Raw genomic sequence first — 16,246 nt, forward strand, 5'->3', positions numbered from 1 at the left:
CGGCAACAGGAAATGGGCCTCAGCCGCCAGTTCCGGCTCGCGTACGACGAGTCGCCGTACGCGTATCTGATGACCCGGCGCATCGAACGGGCGACGGCGCTGCTGTGCAGCGGCGACCTGAGCGACGGAACTGGTCGGCATGTCGCCCGGCGTCTACCACTCCCGCGCCACGGGCGGCGCTGCGGCGGGGATGCCGCCGTGTCCGGCGAGGCAGGTGGCCGGACCGGCAGAACTCAAGAAACGCCGGCCGTCGAGCCGCAACCGGCGTGACGGCCATGACGTCGGGGCGCTGACGTCCTGTCCCTACCGGTGGAGGCCAAAGTGCGGCGCTGGGCGCCGCAGCGTCAGGACGGCTCCGCGCGGCCGAATGGTTGGGACGCTGTGCGAATCACCCGAATCGTGACCTCGCGGATCGACGAGCGCGGAACCCGTTGTTCACGGGCCGCGTCCCTGCCGGCAGCCGGCGTGCCGTAAGGTGCGACGCCGCGAAGCCGAGTAGGCACTGACGTGGAGAGCGCAAGGCGATGGACGACCGGACGCAGCAGGACGAGGGCGAGAGACCGACCAGGGGCAGCACGGCGCCCGACGCCGTGGGCGATGCCCCGTTGGCCGAGGACGAACGTCGCTGGGAGCTCCCGGACTACGTCCACGAGCGGGAGCTGGGTGCCGGGGCGAGCGGCAGGGTCGTGCTCGCCCGCCACCGGGAGAGCGGCACCCCGGTGGCCCTCAAGTACCTCCACGGCTCCGTCGGCACACCCGCGCTGCGCGCGGAGGCCCGGGTCCTCGCCAGCATCGACTCCCCCCACGTCACCCGGCTCTACGAGTACGTGGAGGGGGAACAGGGCTCGGCCATCGTGATGGAGCTGGTGGACGGGATCGCACTGCGCGACCTGCTCCGCGCCGAGGGTGCCACCACCGCGGAGGCCGCCCTCGTGGTGCTGAAGGGCTCGCTGCTGGGTCTGGCCGCCGCCCACGAGGCCGGCGTGGTGCACCGCGACTACAAGCCCGCCAACGTGCTGGTCGACACCGCCGGCGTGTCGAAGCTGGTCGACTTCGGCATCGCGGTGCCGAACGGCGCCGACCGCGACGTCTCCGGCACCCCCGCCTACATGCCGCCCGAGCAGTGGGCCGGCCGGCCCGCGTCTCCGGCGGGCGACGTCTACGCCGCCACCGTCACCTTCTTCGAGTGCCTCACCGGAGCCCGTCCCTACGAGGGCACCACGATCGCCGAACTCGCCGTCCAGCACACCGAGGCCCCGATCCCGGCCGAGTTGGCCCCCGACCCGGTCCGGCCGCTGATTCTCGCCGGCCTGGCCAAGGACCCGCAGTCCCGGCCCGACAGCGCGGCCGCGTTCGTCGAGGAGCTGGAGGCGGTCGCGGTCGCCGCCTACGGGCCGCAGTGGGAGGAGAAGGGCCGCCTCGATCTGGCGGCCCTGGTCGCCCTGCTCGCGCTGTTGCCCGGCGCCGGGGGCGCGGCCGCCGGTGGCACCTCGCTGGCCCACACCGCTCTGGGCAGCGGCGAAGGCCTCTTCGCTGCGCACGTCACAGCGGCCGTGGGCGCCGACACCGTCGCGGCCACCGTGCAGCGGGACCTGACCCGCCGTGGTCTGCGCCTCGGGACGCGTGGCAAGGCGCTCACCGGCGTCGCGGCCGGCGTCCTCACCCTGGCCACACTGGCCGGTGCGGCGATGGCAGGGGCCGCCGACGGCGGTGCCCGGACGGCCGCCGGTGGCGCCTCCCCGGAGGCGACCACCAGCCTTGGCGCACCTGACCCGACGGGTGGCCCCTCCCCGGTGTCGAGCGGTGCCGGCACCCCGAGCCCGGCACCCTCCGCCTCGACGAGCCCGACGGCCACTCCGTCGGCGACCCCGGGCACTCCGAGCGGCGGTCCCACGGCCACGCCGACCGGCCAGACGCCCACCGTGCCGGGGTCGCCGCCCCGCACCGGCACCCCCACCGGCCAGCCGCCCGCACCGCCCGGCCCCGCCGGGCCGGCGTCGGTGCCGCCCGCCGGCCCCGTCCCCACCACGCCCGGCCCGACCTCCGTCACCACTACTCCCCCGCCGAGCCCGACCGTTGCTCCCGCCACCATCGCGGTCAGCTCGGTGAACCTGGACTCGCTGGTCTGCGGCGGCCGCTGGAGCCTGACCGCCACCGTCACGGTGGTCGCCCAGGGCAACGCCACCGGGACGCTGACGCTGAGCTGGTACCACAGCTCGGGCGGCCGCGCGATCACCGTCGCGACCGACACGGTGGTCGTCCAGAACGGCCGCGCCACCGTCACCCGGACCCACGACTTCGGCTCGGCCGACAACTTCCCGACCTGGGGCGTGCGCATCGGCACCACCCCGGCGGCGGCGCAGCCGGGCAGGACGTCGGCCGAGATGGCCGCCTTCCTCTGCGACCCGCCCCGCTGATCCCCGGACCGCTCGGCCCCGGTCGCCTCCGTGACCGGGGACCCGAGGCGTCCCGCACCTTTCCGTGACCTGCTTGCTGCGCCGGTCCGTCATCCGCCGGCTCGTCAACGATCCGTCTCCGCCCCTGTTTTGGAGAAGTCATGTCCACGCCCCACCCCGACGCCGCCCCTGTTCCGGGTGCGGACCAGACCGTCCGGCTCGGGCCGGGCGCGGGTACCGGAGAGGAGACCGTCCGTCTGGACCCCCGCGCGGCGGCGGAGGCCCGGACCGTCCGGTTGGACCGGGCCGCCGCGGCGTCCGTCGGCGGGGTGGATCCCGAGGCCACGGTGCGGCTCGACAGCACCGAGGTGGAGAGCGCGACCTTCCTCGACCCCCGGGTCTGGGGTGGCGCGCCGCGATCAGGGGAGGCCATCACGATCGTCGGGACGCCGGCGCACGGCACCCCGGGCTTCGGCCCGTCGTCACACGATGCGGACGCGGCACCCGATGCGGACGCGGCCGCCACGGTGAAGCTCGGCGCCACAGCATCGCTCGGCGCCACGCTCGTCGACGTCTCGCCGGACGAACAGCCGCTCGGCCCGGGCGAGTTGCGGCGGTTCGGCCCCGGCGTCCCGCCGCAGGCCGCCGCCGTGTGGCACGGCGAGGCGGCACCGGACGTTTCGGAGCCACGGCGGCCCCGCCGGATGTGGCGGTGGCTGGTGCCGGTGGCCGTGGTGCTGGTGGTCCTGGCGTTGCTGTTCTGGCGCTTCCACACGCCCGCCCTGGCGGTGAACGGCGTCAGTGTGACCACTGACCCGGCGGGCCCCGGCTGTGGCGGCACCGCGGTGGTCACGGCCGCGGTGGAGACCAACGGCGGGGCCGGCACGATCCGGTACCGCTGGCTGCGCAGTGACGGCTCCACCTCGGACGAGATCGTCCAGGACGTCCGCTCCGGCGTGCACCGCACCGACCTCGTGCTGCGCTGGAGCTTCGAGGGCCAGGGCTCACTGCAGGCCACCACGACCCTGGAGATCCTCTCGCCGTCCACCCGGACCGCGGCCGCCTCCTTCGCCTACCACTGCCCCTGACCGGTCGTTCCAGAACGAGGACACCGCGTCATCCGAGGGCGCGCGGCCCGGCCGGCGTGTTGGGTGGCTTTGCCTGGCGCGCCCTGGATTCCCGGAGGCCGGGATTCCACGATCCGCTCTACCATCCTGACCATGGTCATGAGTGACGAAGAGCAGGTCGAGAACCTCATCCGGAACTGGGCCGCGGCCGTGCACGCGGGCGACCTCGATGGTGTGCTCGCGGGTCATGCTGCGGACATCGTCATGTTCGACGTGCCGCCGCCGTACGAGGGCGTGCGCGGCATCGACGCGTATCGGGAGACGTGGCCGCCGTTCTTCGAGTGGCAGGCGCAGGGCGCTGCGTTCGAGATCGAGTCGTTGGACGTGACTGCCGGTGACGACGTCGCGTTCGCGCACGCCCTGCTGCGGTGCGGTACGCCGCAGGACTTCGCCGACCGGCCGGCGCAGCGGCTGCGGCTGACCGTGGGGCTGCGCAAGGAGGACGGGCGCTGGGTGGTCGCGCACGAGCACCACTCCTTCCCCGAGGCCGGCGACGCACTGTAGCCAACCGGGGGGGCGTGTGCGGGAGATGGCGAGGTAGACGGAGGCCGGGAGGCACCTGTCAGGCGTCGTCCCGCTCGTCGGGTTCGGACGGTACGGGAGTGGCCTTCTGCTCGGCCACCGGTGTGCCGGCCCGGACGGTCTTGACGGTGTCCGTCCGCCGTTCGGGCGGTTCGGGGTGTTCGTGCGGCCCGTGCGGCTCGCCGTTGTGGTGCAGCGGCACGCCGCCGGCGCCGCCCTGGGGTGTGTCGTCGTCCATGGTGTGCTCCTCATGAGGTGGACCGGGCTCCGGCCTGGCCCGGGTAACGGGCGGCGCGGGCGCCGTGTCCGACGCCCGGCCAGCGGCGGCCGGGCCGGTGGTGGACCGGCCGCCGGGCGGCGCGCGAAGGCTGCGTGGAGGCGCCGGGGCCTGAGATGCCAGGGCCTCCGGGCCCGGCCGGTTCAGTCCTCGCCGAGAACGGCGTAGGTCTCGACATCGCCCTGCTCCCTGCCCTCGTCGTCCAGTGCGCCCGACGTGCTGGCACGTACCGGCCCGCCCACTTCGGGTCGGTCGGGTGTGCGGACGGCTCCGGCCCGGCCGTCGCCTTCGCGCGCGTCCATGGTGGTCACCTCCAGGGTCTGGACTCTGCGACCCACCCGGCTACCCGGTGACGGGCCCGGCAAACGGCGTCGAGGTTTCGCGGTGCCCTCCCCGGATAGCCGCTCCGACGGGGGAACGGAGGAAACCGAGAGCCCACCGACGAACCGAGGCTGCCATGACCGCGTTCGGCTACTTCCTGTCCTGCGAGGAGTTCACCCCCGCCCAGCTGGTCGAGCAGGCCGGGCTCGCGGAGCGGGCCGGCTTCACCCGGCTGGCGATCTCCGACCACTACCATCCGTGGAACGACGCGCAGGGCAGCAGCCCCTTCGTGTGGGGCGTGATCGGCGCACTGTCGCAGGTCACCCGGCTGCCCGTGACCACGCTCGTGACCTGTCCGACCATCCGTCTCCACCCCGCCGTGACGGCGCAGGCGGCGGCGACCGCGGACGTGCAGCTGGCAGGCGGCCTGCGACTGGGGGTGGGCACGGGCGAGGCGCTCAACGAGCACGTCCTGGGCGACCGTTGGCCGCCGTTCGAGCTGCGTGCCGAGATGCTGGAGGAGGCCGTCGCCGTCATGCGTGAGCTCTTCACCGGAGGTCTGGTCTCCCACCGCGGCGTGTACTACACGGTCGAGAACGCCCGGCTCTACACACCGCCGAAGGAGGGGCGCCTGCCCGTGTACGTCTCGGCGTTCGGACCGAAGGCGGCCGAGCTGGCGGCGGAATTCGCGGACGGACTGGTCACCATGAGCCCGGACACCGAACTGCTCGGACGCTACCGGGCGGCAGGCGGTACCGGGCCGGTGCTCGGCGGGGTGAAGGTGTGCTGGTCGGAGGACCGGGAGCGGGCGGTCAAGACCGTCCACCGGCTCTGGCCGAGCGAGCTGCTGCCCGGTGAACTCGCCCAGGTCCTGCCCACGCCCCAGCACTTCGAGCAGGCCACCGAGCTGGTCACCGAGGAGATGGTGGCCCGGGCGGTCACCTGCGGCGACGATCCGCAGGAGCACGCCGACCGGCTGCGCGGCTATGTCGACGCCGGCTTCGACGAGGTGTACGTGGGCCAGATCGGCCAGGAACAGGAGGGGTTCTTCGAATTCTGCCGCGAGCAGGTCCTGCCGCGGCTGGAATGACCGCCGGAGGCACGGTGAAACCCTTCCCGCCGTGGAGCCTGCGCGAGTACGCCCTCCTCGCCGACGGCGAACGCGGCGCGCTGGTGGGCCCGTTCGGCGAGATCGCCTGGCTCTGCGCGCCCCGCTGGGACTCCGATCCGCTGTTCGCCGGCCTGATCGGCGGCACCGGCGTGTACGCGGTGACGCCGGTCGGCCGGTTCGCGCCCGGCGGCTACTACGAGGACGGCGGGCTGATCCGGCGCAGCCGGTGGATCACCGAGGACGGTGTGGTGGAGTGCCGGGAGGTCCTGGCGCTCCCCGCCGATCCGCACCGGTTGGTGCTGCTGCGCCGGATCACCGCCGACTACGGGCCGGCACGCCTGCGCGTGGTCCTGGAGGCGGGTACGGGCTTCGGCCCCGGCGGCCTCCGGGGCCCTCGCCGGACGGCGAACGGCTGGACGCTCCGCTCCGGAGGGCTGCGCCTGCGCTGGACGGGCGCGGAGGCGGCTCGTCCGGGGCCGGGTGGGCTGCTCACGGCGCAGGTCGTCCTCGCCCCTGGTGAGCGGCTCGACCTCGTGCTGGAGGTGTCCGACCACCGCCTCGACGGGCCGCCGCCGGAGCCGGAGCGCTGCTGGCGGGCCACCGAACACGCCTGGCGGGACGCCGTACCGGACCTCGGGCACACCTACGACGAGCGCGACGCCCGGTTCTCCTACGCCGTGCTGCGCGGGCTCACCTCCCCGGCCACCGGGGGCATGGTCGCCGCGGCGACCACCAGCCTGCCCGAACGGGCCGAGGCCGGCCGCAACTACGACTACCGCTACGTCTGGATCCGCGACCAGTGCCTGGTCGGACAGGCCATCGCCTCGTGCGGTGCGGACCGACTCCTGGACGACGCGGTACGGTTCACCACCGAGCGGCTCGACGAGCACGGCAGTCGAATGGCCCCGGCCTACACGGTGACCGGCGGGCGGGTGCCCGACCAGCGGGCGGTCGACCTTCCCGGCTACCCGGGCGGCCACGACCAGGTCGGCAACCGGATCACCCGCCAGTTCCAACTCGATGTGTTCGGCGAGGCGTTGCTGCTGTTCGCGGCGGCCGCGCGGCGCGATCGGCTGGATCCGCAGACCCGGTGCGCGGTGCGCACCGCCGCGGACGCCATCGCCCGGCGGTGGCGCGAACCGGACGCCGGAATCTGGGAGTTGGACGACCGGGTATGGACGCACAGCCGGCTGATCTGCGCCGCGGGACTCCGCGCGATCGCCCGCCCCGAGGCTGCCGGGCCGGCAGGTGTGCCGGACGGGCTCGCCGCGGCGTGGAGCGCATTGGCGGACCGGCTGCTCGCCCACACGGCCCGGCACGCCCTGCATCCGTCGGGCAGGTGGCAGCGCTCCCCCACCGACCCCGCGCCCGACCTCGCCCTGCTGCTGCCGCCGGTGCGCGGCACCCCGGCCCCGGACGACCCGCGTACGGTCGCGACCCTGCGGGCGTGCCGTCGCGAGCTCACGGACGGGCACTTCGCCTACCGGTTCCGCCACGACGAGCGCCCCCTGGCCGAGGCCGAGGGAGCGTTCGTGCTGTGCGGCTTCCTGATGGCCCTCGCCGAACACCGGCAGGGCGACGCCGTCGAGGCGGCCCGCTGGTTCGAGGCCACCCGCGGGCTCTGCGGCTCGGCGGGGCTGTTCTCGGAGGAGTACGACATCGCGCAGCGCCAGCAACGCGGCAACCTGCCGCAGGCGTTCGTGCACGCCATGCTGCTGGAGTGCGCGGCGTGCCTGGCACGGCCGCCTCTCGGCTGAGCCGCTTTCAGCTGAGCCCGCCTTTCAGTCGACGGGCAGCCGCAGGTCACACCAGACCGTCTTACCCGGCCCCAGCCGGTCACCCGGCCCCAGCGGGCGCCAGCCCCATCGCAGGGTGAGGCGGCTCAGCAGGAACAGGCCTAGACCTCCCGACTCGTCCGGTCCGTGCGGCGGCCGGGGCAGCGGCGGGCGCGGGCTGGTGTCGCTGACTTCGATCCGCAGCACACCGGCGACACGGACCAGGAGCAGCGCTCCGGGCCCACTGGTGTGGCGCAGGACGTTGCCGGCGAGCTCGGAGACCAGCAGGATCGCGTCGGCGACCACCGTCGGATCGGCGACATCGGCCAGGAAGTCGGCGGTCAGGGCGCGGGCCTCGGCGACCGCTCCGGGCCGGGCCGAGAGCGGAAGCCACCGCGCCCGCGGTTCGGCGAGCGTCGGGCGCGCGGCGGAAAGCCGCGCCTCTTTCATGCGGTCGCACCTCCCTCACCTCTCCCCTCACCTTTCCGGAAGTCGCCGATCGTCGGGCGCCGCCGCAGGGGCCTCAATGGCCGAACAGGTGCCGGATCCGTCCGCCCCCGCGAGGAGCGGCGACCTCCCGGTCTCCCTGCTCGGCGGCCCGTTCCTCCGGCGGGGCGGGCACCTCGCCTTCCCGCGCGACGGGCTCCGCGGGTGCGACGGGCTCCGCGGGTGCGGTCGGCCGCTCCCGGTAGGCCGGACGGTCCACGACCGGGCGCGCGGCACCCCGGGCCAGGCTCAGCAGGGCCACGCCCAGGCAGAAGACCAGCGCGAGGCCCACGCCGGACAGGAAGATGCCCAGGCTGTTGAGCGTCACCAGGTCGTTGCCCAGGATCGTCACCTGGTAGTCGGGCCCGCCGGAGAGGTTGTCCGCGATCAGCAGCCCCGTGAAGGCACCGGATGCCGCGATCAACAGGAGTCCTAGCAGCAACATGGGGGTTCCTTTCCGTCTGGTCTCGGTCGCCCCCGCCAGTTCGCGCCTACCCGGGCCAGCCCGCCCCTAACGCTCCGCGTCGAGTCCGGGCCGCCGGGCCGTGCAGCCGGTACAGCCGGTACAGCCGGTACAGCGCGAACGCGCGGCCGATGACCGGCTGCGGCCGCGGGCGGGGGCTACTCCGTCTGGACGGCGATCAGGCAGGTGTCGTCGTCGGTGTCGGCCGGGCTGAGCTCCAGCAGCCGGTCCAGGTAGCGCTCCAGGTCCGGGCCGGGGGTCCCGGCGTCGCGGATCAGCTGGTCCACGGACTCCTCGACGGGGCGGTCCCGGCGCTCGACCAGGCCGTCGGTGTAGAGCAGCAGGACGTCGCCCGCGGCCAGATGCGCGGTGTACTCCTCGTACTCGGCCTCCTCCAGGGCACCGAGCAGCACGCCGTGGGGCAGCGGAAGCACCTCGGCGCCGTCCGCTCCGACCCGGATCGGCGGCAGGTGCCCGGCCCGGGCCCAGCGCAGTTCGCCGCCCGCCGGGTCGAGCAGGACGCAGACGGCGGTGGCGGTGACCTGGCCGGGCTCGCGCAGGGCGACCGTGTTGGCCCACTCCAGCAGCCGCCCGGGGCTGGCGCCGGTGACCGCGAGACCGCGCAGCGCGTGCCGCAGCGCGACCATCCCGGTGGCCGCCCCGACACCGTGGCCCGCCACGTCCCCAACGGCGAGCAGGACGCGCTTGCCGGGCAGCGGCAGGACGTCGTACCAGTCCCCGCCCACCCGGTCGCGTTTGGCGGCGGGGCGGTAGCGCACGGCGGCGTGCAGGCCGGTGACGCCGAGCGGGGGCGGCGCGGCGGGCAGGATCGCCTGCTGGAGCCGCAGCGCCAGCCGCTCGCGTTCGGCCGACTCCTGCTCGCTGTCGGCGAGGCGTTCCCGGGTGGCGCCGAGCGCGACCTCGGTCCGGTGCTGCGCGGACACGTCGTGGTACGCGCCGCGGACGGCGGTGAGCCGGCCGGCGTCGTCGAGGACGGGCTCGACGATCACGCGGGTGAACCGGTGGCTGCCGTCCGGCTGGGCGAGCCGGACGACCGCGGAGGCGGTGCGGTGGCGGTTCCGGACGGTGTCCAGCAGGCGCCGGATCGCGGGTTCGTCGTCGAGGTGGGCGTGCCGGGCGAGGTCGGCCAGCGGTACGGGCGCGGCATCGGGCGGGAGTCCGTAGAGCTCCCGCAGGCCCTCGCTCCACAGGATCCGGCCGTTGTCGGGCTGCTCCTCGAATCCGGCCACCCGGGCGAGTCGCTGGGCCTGGTGCAGCAGCGCGGTCTGCTCGGCCTCGCCGGCCTGCTCGGCCTCACCGGTCTGCTCGGGCTGCGTCTGCCAGCAGACCAGCAGCCGGCCGCCGAGCGGGGCGACCGCGAGCAGGACGGTGGCGGAGACGGCGAGTGCGCCGGTCCGGAAGACCAGCCCGACCCGCTCGGCGGCCAGCGGGTCCCCGGTCCTGTGCACCCGCTGCAGCCGTTCGAAGAGGCCGGTGGCGCAGGCGATCGGGTAGGTCTCCAGCAGCGAGGCGCCCTCCAGCGCTTCCCGGGGGCGACCGAGGGGATCGCGGAACCGCGCGTTGGTCCGCAGGAGCGTGAAGTCCGCGAGTTGTCCGTCCCGGAAGACGGGCTCCAGCAGCAGGGCCGGAGTGAGCAGCCCCTCGAGGAACACGGTGTCGTCCTCGGGTGGTGCGGCGGGCTGGGAGTGGGGAAGGAGGGTCACGCAGAGATCGGCGATCGCGCGGACCTGTCGGCGCTGGGGCCCGCCCAGCGCCGGGGCCGGCTTCGGCCACAGGACTTCGATCGCTCCCCGGCGGCGGCCGCCATCGAGCAGCGGGAGGACGGCCCGGGCCGATCCGGCTCCGATCGACGGGCCCTCGGTGCCCGGATCGTCGGGCCACAGCTCGTCCTCGCCTGCGACGACCCGCTGGACCGGGGTGGGGACGCCGGGCGGGACCCGGCTCCAGGCCGCGGCCTCGGCGGCGGGGAGCCCGGCGCACGCGACGAGGGCCAGCGCACCGCCGGGCAGCCGCTGCCAGACGACGACCGCGTGGGCGCCGAGCGCCTCTCCCGTCTGTTCCAGCACGGTGTCGGCGGCGTGCTGGAGATCGGGGACCGCGGCGAGCGCGGGTGTGACGGGGTCCGACCGCGCCGCAGTCGACTCAGGCGCGCCGGCCGGGCCGGGCCCTGCGACGGCGAGCCCGGCGATGTCGGCGGCCAGGACCTCCACCGGCACTCCGGCCTCACGGGCGAGCCCGGCCAGCCGGGCGGCGGCCTCGGCCGTCGTGGCGCCGAGGCGCTCGGACAGGATCCCGGTGGCGAGGTCGACGACGGTGCGGCTGCGCGCCTGCGCCCGCACCCGGGCGGCCGCGTCCTGGAGCCGGCGGACGGTGCGGGCCAGGGCCAGGGCGGTGGGGTCCGGCGGCTCGTGTCCGGCGGTCATGGCACCTCCAGCCAGTGCCGCATCCGGCCGAGCAGGTGGCCGGTGTCGACGGGCTTGGTGACGTGGTCGTCGGCGCCCGCCGCGAGACTCTTGTCCTGGTCGCCGGGCATCGCCTTGGCGGTGACGGCGATGACGGGCAGGCGGGCGAAGCGTTCGTCGGCGCGGATGGCCTCGATGGCGGCGTAGCCGTCGAGGCCGGGCATCATGACGTCCATCAGGACGAGGTCGGTCTCGGGGTGGTCCCGCAGGAGGTCGAGTCCGGCGGCGCCGTCGGGGGCGTGCAGGACGGTCAGGCCGCGCTGTTCGAGGGCGGCGGCCAGGGCGAAGACGTTGCGGACGTCGTCGTCGACGATCAGGACGGTCCGCCCGGCGAGCGTGTCGTCCGTGGGCGGGGCGACCGGGGTGGAGGCGGGCGCGGGCGGGCGGCGGCCACCGAGCCGCTCGATCAGGCGGTCCCGCAGATCGTCCAGTCCGAAGGCGAGTTCGACGCTTTCGACGCCGGTTTCGGACGCGCCGCCGCCGTCGCCCTGGTATCCGAGGACGGGGGTGCTGTCCGGCAGAGTGTCGAGCAGCGTCGGTGCGAGTTCGCCGGAGCGGGCGAGGTCGAGCACGACGCAGCGGTAGGGGCCCTCGGCCAGCGCGGCCCGCAGTCCGGATTCGTCACCGGCGCTGTTCACCCGCACCGGCGGCGTCGGCGTGCCCAGCGCGTCCACGGCGGCGCGGGTGAGCAGGGTGAGCAGGGCCGGCGGGTCGGGTTCGACGACGAGGACGTGCGACTCGTCCGCCGGTGCCACGGCCCGGAGTTCGGGCGCGGCGATCGGGAGGTAGAGGGTGAAGCGGCTGCCCTGCCCGGTGGCAGAGCGGACGGTGATGGTGCCGCCGAGCAGCCGGGCGAGCTCGCGGCTGATGGACAGCCCGAGGCCGGTGCCGCCGTAGCGCCGGCTAGTGGTGCCGTCGGCCTGCTGGAAGGCGCCGAAGATGGAGTCCAGATGGTCCGGGTCGATGCCGATGCCGGTGTCGTCGACGTGGAAGGCCACCGCCGTTGCGGTCTGGGCGAGTTCGGGCGGCAGGTCCGGGCCCTGGGCGCGTTCGATCCGCAGCTCGACCCGGCCCGAGTCGGTGAACTTGACGGCGTTGGACAGCAGATTGCGCAGCACCTGGCGCAGCCGCGCCTGGTCGGTGACGAGTTCCTCGGGCACCGCCCGGTGCACGGTGACCTCGAAGGCGAGGCCCTTCTGGTCCGCGAGGGGTTTGAAGGTGGACTCGACGTACTCCAGCAGCTCGCGCACGGCGAAGGGTTCGGGGGCCAGTTCCATCTTGCCGGCCTCGACCTTGGAGAGGTCGAGGATGTCGTTGATGAGCTGGAGCAGGTCGGCGCCGGCGGAGTGGATGACACCCGCGTACTCGACCTGCTTGGGGGTGAGGTTGCCGGTGGCGTTCTGGGCGAGCAGCTGGGCGAGGATGAGCAGGCTGTTGAGCGGGGTGCGCAGTTCGTGGCTCATGTTGGCCAGGAACTCGGACTTGTACATGGAGGCGAGGGTCAACTGCCGTGCGCGTTCTTCCAGTTCCTGGCGGGCCTGTTCGATCTCCAGGTTCTTGGCCTCGATGTCACGGTTGCGCTGGGCGAGCAGGGCCGCCTTCTCCTCCAGCTCGGCGTTGGAGCGCCGCAGCTCCTCCTGTCCGTCCTGCAACTCCTCGGAGCGGGCCTGGAGTTCGGCGGTGAGCCGCTGGGACTCGCCGAGCAGTTCGTCGGTACGGGCGTTGGCGAGCAGGGTGCCGATGTTGACGCCGCAGGCCTCGGCGAACTGTTCCAGGAAGTCGCGGTGGACCTGGCTGAACGGGCGGACGGAGGCGAACTCCATGACGCCGAGCAGCCACTCCTCCAGCGCGATGGGCAGGATGACGAGCGACCGGGCGTCGGCGGAGCCCGTGCCGGAGGCGATGGTGACGTAGCCGGGCGGCAGGTCGTCGACGACGACGGTCCGCCGGCTGCGGGCGGCCTGGCCGACGAGGGACTCGCCCAGCCGCAGCCGCTCCAGGGCCCCCGCGGCGGGCCGCCCGTAGGTGCTCTTCAGGGCCAGTTCGGTGCCGCCCTCGCCCTCCTCGGCGAGGAAGAAGGCGCCGTACTGGGCACCGACCAGCGGCGTCAGCTCGTCGGTGATCATCTCGGCGACGGCCTGGATGTCCCGCCGGCCCTGGATGGCGGCGGAGAGTTGGGCCAGGTTGGTCTTGAGCCAGTCCTGCTCCTGGTTGGCCAGGGTGGTGTCGCGCAGCGACTCGACCATCGCATTGATGTTGTCCTTGAGGTCAGCGACCTCGCCGGAGGCGTCCACGCTGATCGAGCGGGTGAGGTCGCCGGCGGCGACGGCGCTGGTGACCTCGGCGATCGCGCGGACCTGCCGGGTGAGGTTGCCGGCCAGCTCGTTGACGTTCTCGGTGAGCCGCTTCCAGGTGCCGGAGACGCCCTCGACCCGGGCCTGGCCGCCGAGGCGGCCCTCGCTGCCGACCTCCCGGGCGACCCGGGTGACCTCGGCGGCGAAGGAGCCCAGCTGGTCGACCATCGTGTTGATGGTGGTCTTCAGCTGCAGGATCTCGCCGCGCGCGTCGACGTCGATCTTGCGGGTGAGATCACCCCCGGCGACGGCCGTGGTGACCTGGGCGATGTTGCGCACCTGGCTCGTCAGGTTGTGCGCCATGAAGTTGACGTTGTCGGTGAGGTCCTTCCACGTTCCGGCGACGTTCGGGACCCGGGCCTGGCCGCCGAGGATGCCCTCGGTGCCGACCTCGCGGGCCACCCGGGTGACCTCGTCGGCGAAGACCGACAGGGTGTCCACCATGGTGTTGATCGCGTCGGCGAGCGCCGCGACCTCGCCCTTGGCCTCCACGGTGATCTTCCGGGACAGGTCGCCCCGTGCGACGGCGGTCGCCACCTCGGACATCGAGCGGACCTGGCCGGTGAGGTTGGAGGCCATCACGTTGACGTTGTCGGTGAGGTCCTTCCAGGTGCCGGAGACGCCCCGGACGGTCGCCTGGCCGCCCAGGTTGCCGGCGGTGCCCACCTCCCGCGCCACCCGGGTCACCTCGTCGGCGAAAGCGGACAGCTGGTCGACCATTGTGTTGATGGTCTCCTTCAGCTGCAGGATCTCGCCGCGCGCGTCCACCCGGATCTTCTGGGTGAGGTCGCCCTCGGCGACCGCGGTCGTGACCTCGGCGATGGAACGGACCTGGGCGGTGAGGTTGTCCGCCATGACGTTGACGGACTCGGTGAGGTCGCGCCACGTCCCGGAGACGTCCCGCACGTCCGCCTGGCCGCCGAGCCGGCCCTCGGTGCCGACCTCCCGCGCCACCCGCGTCACCTCGTCGGCGAAGGAACCCAGCTGGTCGACCATCGTGTTGATGGTCGTCTTCAGCTCCAGGACCTCTCCGCGCGCGGTCACCGAGATCTTCTGGGTGAGGTCGCCATCGGCGACGGCCGTGGCCACCTGTGCGATGGCGCGCACCTGGGAGGTGAGGTTGCCGGCCATGGAGTTCACCGAGTCGGTGAGGTCCCGCCAGGTGCCGGCGACGCCCGGGACGCGGGCTTGCCCGCCGAGGCGGCCCTCGGTACCGACCTCCCGCGCCACCCGCGTCACCTCGTCGGCGAAGGCCGACAGCTGGTCGACCATCGTGTTGACGGTGTTCTTGAGCTCCATGATCTCCCCGCGGGCGTCGACCAGGATCTTCTGGGTGAGGTCGCCGCGGGCCACCGCGGTGGTCACCTGGGCGATGTTGCGCACCTGCCAGGTGAGATTGCCGGCCATCGCGTTCACCGAGTCGGTGAGGTCCAGCCAGGTGCCCGCAGCGTCCGGCACCTGGGCCTGGCCGCCGAGCCGCCCGTCGGTGCCGACCTCGCGCGCCACCCGGGTCACCTCGGAGGTCACCCGGGCCAGCTGGTCGGCCATGCCGTTGAAGACCGTCGCGATCTCCCCGTGCACACCGGGCCGGTCGGGGGTGAGCCGGGTGCGGAAGTCCCCGTCGCGGACGGCCGTCAGCCCGGCGAGCAACTGCCGCAGCGCCTGCTCGGCCGAGTCGGCCACAGGGTGCTCGTCCATCCGTCCCACCGTCCGGATCGCCACTACGCCGGGTGCGCCGGGGCGCCCCGACTCCCAGGGCGGCGGGCCACCGCCCTGCTCTCCCACTGTGCCACCGGACGCCGAAGCGGTGACAGCCGGGACGGGGGCTCAGCCCGGGAGCCGGGCGAGGAGACTGTCACCGAGGTCGGCCAGCAGCTCGGCGGTGTCGCGGTGGACCTCGGCCGCACCGCAGCCGAGCAGGTCCTGCGCGGCGAAGCCGCCGCTCTCCAGAGCGACGCACGGCACCCCGGCCCGGCCTGCGGCGGCGACGTCCCAGACGGTGTCGCCGACGAACACCGCGTGCGCGGGCCCGGAGGCGCCCGCACGGTCCAGGGCGGCCCGGACGAGATCCGGCGCGGGCTTGGTCGCGGCCACGTCGTCGGCGGTGGTGACTGCCGCGATCACGTCGTCGGCGTCGAGCGCACGGCGCAGCACGGCGATCTCCCGGTCGGAGGCGGAGCTGGCCAGGACGACCCGCCAGCCGCGGCCCGCGCAGGCGCGCAGGAGTTCGGCGGCACGGGGCAGCGGTGTGATCGCCGGCCAGTGGCGGGCGTAGAGGGCGTCGTGGGCGGCGGCGATCGCCTCGTCGTCGCCGTGGTCGCGGTGCTCGCCGAGCAGGTGGTCGAGCAGTTGGTCGGCCCCCATGCCGACGGCCCGGTGGACCCGGGCGGCCGGGAGTGTGCGGTCGTACTGCCGCAGGGCCTCCCACCAGGCCAGGGTGTGGAAGCAGTTGGTGTCGAGCAGGGTTCCGTCGACGTCGAAGAGGGCCGCTGCGGTCGTCGTCATGGGCTCGTCCTTTCGTTCGGCCTTTCGTTCAGCCCGGCACGGCGTCCCGGATCGGGAACGCGTCGGTGGCGCCGGTGAGTTCGAGCATCCGCAGGACCAGTGGCAGGGGGCGGGCCAGTTCGATACGGCTGTCGTCTGCGGCCGCGCGGGCCTGGGCCCGGAGCAGGGCGTTGAGTCCGGTGGAGTCGCAGAACTCCAGCCCGGCGCAGTCGATCACGACGACGGTGGCCGGCTCGGCCAGCGCCGGGTCGAGGGCCGCGTGCAGGCCGGCGACCGTGTCGAGGTCGAGCTCGCCGTAGAGGGCGAGGATGGTGCCCTCGGCCCACGGCTGGGCCTCTACGGTGAGCCTGCCCACCTGGCCGGCGGTGCCGTTCTGGGTTTTCGGCGGGCGGTGTGTCATCGCTTCGGGCTCCTTTCGTTCCGGGC

The 16,246-nt window shown here is 74.1% G+C and carries 13 protein-coding genes; 5 read left to right on the forward strand and 8 right to left on the reverse strand.

What is annotated here, in order from left to right:
- Window positions 1–524: 524 nt before the first annotated feature.
- The 3 genes from F7Q99_RS32785 (at window position 525) to F7Q99_RS32795 (ending at window position 4,027) form a co-directional block, all read left to right on the forward strand.
- Window positions 525–2,417, forward strand: a complete 1,893-nt coding sequence (locus tag F7Q99_RS32785) for a serine/threonine-protein kinase (RefSeq protein WP_153468449.1) — start codon at window positions 525–527, stop codon at window positions 2,415–2,417.
- A 140-nt stretch (window positions 2,418–2,557) separates the two neighbouring features.
- Window positions 2,558–3,484: a hypothetical protein gene (locus F7Q99_RS32790; protein WP_153468452.1), complete on the forward strand. Its 927-nt coding sequence runs from the start codon at window positions 2,558–2,560 to the stop codon at window positions 3,482–3,484.
- 138 nt (window positions 3,485–3,622) lie between these two features.
- A complete protein-coding gene (locus tag F7Q99_RS32795; protein ID WP_230211121.1) occupies window positions 3,623–4,027 on the forward strand; it encodes a nuclear transport factor 2 family protein in 405 nt (134 codons plus the stop codon).
- Window positions 4,028–4,085: 58 nt separating this feature from the next.
- Here the strand turns inward: F7Q99_RS32795 and F7Q99_RS32800 are convergent, their stop codons facing one another.
- Together F7Q99_RS32800 and F7Q99_RS32805 are read right to left on the reverse strand one after the other, a co-directional pair.
- Window positions 4,086–4,283, reverse strand: coding sequence for a hypothetical protein (locus F7Q99_RS32800; protein WP_153468458.1), 198 nt, complete (start codon window positions 4,281–4,283; stop codon window positions 4,086–4,088).
- Window positions 4,284–4,465: 182 nt separating this feature from the next.
- A complete protein-coding gene (locus F7Q99_RS32805; RefSeq protein ID WP_153468461.1) occupies window positions 4,466–4,624 on the reverse strand; it encodes a hypothetical protein in 159 nt (52 codons plus the stop codon).
- A gap of 155 nt (window positions 4,625–4,779) precedes the next feature.
- Between F7Q99_RS32805 and F7Q99_RS32810 the strand changes: the two genes are divergently transcribed.
- Window positions 4,780–5,733: a TIGR03557 family F420-dependent LLM class oxidoreductase gene (locus tag F7Q99_RS32810; RefSeq protein WP_153468464.1), complete on the forward strand. Its 954-nt coding sequence runs from the start codon at window positions 4,780–4,782 to the stop codon at window positions 5,731–5,733.
- Window positions 5,730–7,511 carry a glycoside hydrolase family 15 protein gene (locus tag F7Q99_RS32815; RefSeq protein ID WP_153468467.1) on the forward strand — a complete coding sequence of 594 codons (1,782 nt, stop codon included), beginning with the start codon at window positions 5,730–5,732 and terminating at the stop codon, window positions 7,509–7,511. Before F7Q99_RS32810 ends, F7Q99_RS32815 begins: the two co-directional genes overlap by 4 nt.
- Window positions 7,512–7,535: 24 nt before the next feature.
- On the opposite strand, the gene F7Q99_RS32820 is transcribed toward F7Q99_RS32815, so the two are convergent.
- The 6 genes from F7Q99_RS32820 to F7Q99_RS32845 all read right to left on the reverse strand — a co-directional run bounded on the left by F7Q99_RS32820 (window position 7,536) and on the right by F7Q99_RS32845 (window position 16,220).
- A complete protein-coding gene (locus tag F7Q99_RS32820; protein ID WP_153468470.1) occupies window positions 7,536–7,979 on the reverse strand; it encodes an ATP-binding protein in 444 nt (147 codons plus the stop codon).
- A gap of 73 nt (window positions 7,980–8,052) precedes the next feature.
- Entirely contained in the window at window positions 8,053–8,460 is a 408-nt protein-coding gene (locus F7Q99_RS40620) for a hypothetical protein (RefSeq protein WP_195911356.1), read from the reverse strand.
- 176 nt (window positions 8,461–8,636) lie between these two features.
- On the reverse strand, window positions 8,637–10,922 hold the full coding sequence (locus F7Q99_RS32830) for a PP2C family protein-serine/threonine phosphatase (RefSeq protein WP_153468473.1): 2,286 nt from the start codon (window positions 10,920–10,922) through the stop codon (window positions 8,637–8,639).
- Window positions 10,919–15,013, reverse strand: a complete 4,095-nt coding sequence (locus F7Q99_RS32835; RefSeq protein ID WP_153468475.1) for a HAMP domain-containing protein — start codon at window positions 15,011–15,013, stop codon at window positions 10,919–10,921. Before F7Q99_RS32835 ends, F7Q99_RS32830 begins: the two co-directional genes overlap by 4 nt.
- A gap of 129 nt (window positions 15,014–15,142) precedes the next feature.
- Complete coding sequence (locus tag F7Q99_RS32840) at window positions 15,143–15,820, reverse strand: HAD family hydrolase (RefSeq protein WP_153468478.1); 678 nt, start codon at window positions 15,818–15,820, stop codon at window positions 15,143–15,145.
- 28 nt (window positions 15,821–15,848) lie between these two features.
- Window positions 15,849–16,220, reverse strand: coding sequence for an STAS domain-containing protein (locus tag F7Q99_RS32845; RefSeq protein ID WP_153468482.1), 372 nt, complete (start codon window positions 16,218–16,220; stop codon window positions 15,849–15,851).
- Between the last annotated feature and the right edge of the window lie 26 nt (window positions 16,221–16,246).

It is taken from the genome of Streptomyces kaniharaensis (genome assembly GCF_009569385.1).
GTDB classification, from domain to species: Bacteria; Actinomycetota; Actinomycetes; order Streptomycetales; family Streptomycetaceae; genus Kitasatospora; species Kitasatospora kaniharaensis.

Coding starts and splice junctions, on each gene's coding strand:
- F7Q99_RS32785 (WP_153468449.1), top strand. CDS start 525: ATGGACGACCGGACGCAGCAGGACGAGGGCGAGAGACCGACCAGGGGC.
- F7Q99_RS32790 (WP_153468452.1), top strand. CDS start 2,558: ATGTCCACGCCCCACCCCGACGCCGCCCCTGTTCCGGGTGCGGACCAG.
- F7Q99_RS32795 (WP_230211121.1), top strand. CDS start 3,623: ATGAGTGACGAAGAGCAGGTCGAGAACCTCATCCGGAACTGGGCCGCG.
- F7Q99_RS32800 (WP_153468458.1), bottom strand. CDS start 4,283: ATGGACGACGACACACCCCAGGGCGGCGCCGGCGGCGTGCCGCTGCAC.
- F7Q99_RS32805 (WP_153468461.1), bottom strand. CDS start 4,624: ATGGACGCGCGCGAAGGCGACGGCCGGGCCGGAGCCGTCCGCACACCC.
- F7Q99_RS32810 (WP_153468464.1), top strand. CDS start 4,780: ATGACCGCGTTCGGCTACTTCCTGTCCTGCGAGGAGTTCACCCCCGCC.
- F7Q99_RS32815 (WP_153468467.1), top strand. CDS start 5,730: ATGACCGCCGGAGGCACGGTGAAACCCTTCCCGCCGTGGAGCCTGCGC.
- F7Q99_RS32820 (WP_153468470.1), bottom strand. CDS start 7,979: ATGAAAGAGGCGCGGCTTTCCGCCGCGCGCCCGACGCTCGCCGAACCG.
- F7Q99_RS40620 (WP_195911356.1), bottom strand. CDS start 8,460: ATGTTGCTGCTAGGACTCCTGTTGATCGCGGCATCCGGTGCCTTCACG.
- F7Q99_RS32830 (WP_153468473.1), bottom strand. CDS start 10,922: ATGACCGCCGGACACGAGCCGCCGGACCCCACCGCCCTGGCCCTGGCC.
- F7Q99_RS32835 (WP_153468475.1), bottom strand. CDS start 15,013: ATGGACGAGCACCCTGTGGCCGACTCGGCCGAGCAGGCGCTGCGGCAG.
- F7Q99_RS32840 (WP_153468478.1), bottom strand. CDS start 15,820: ATGACGACGACCGCAGCGGCCCTCTTCGACGTCGACGGAACCCTGCTC.
- F7Q99_RS32845 (WP_153468482.1), bottom strand. CDS start 16,220: ATGACACACCGCCCGCCGAAAACCCAGAACGGCACCGCCGGCCAGGTG.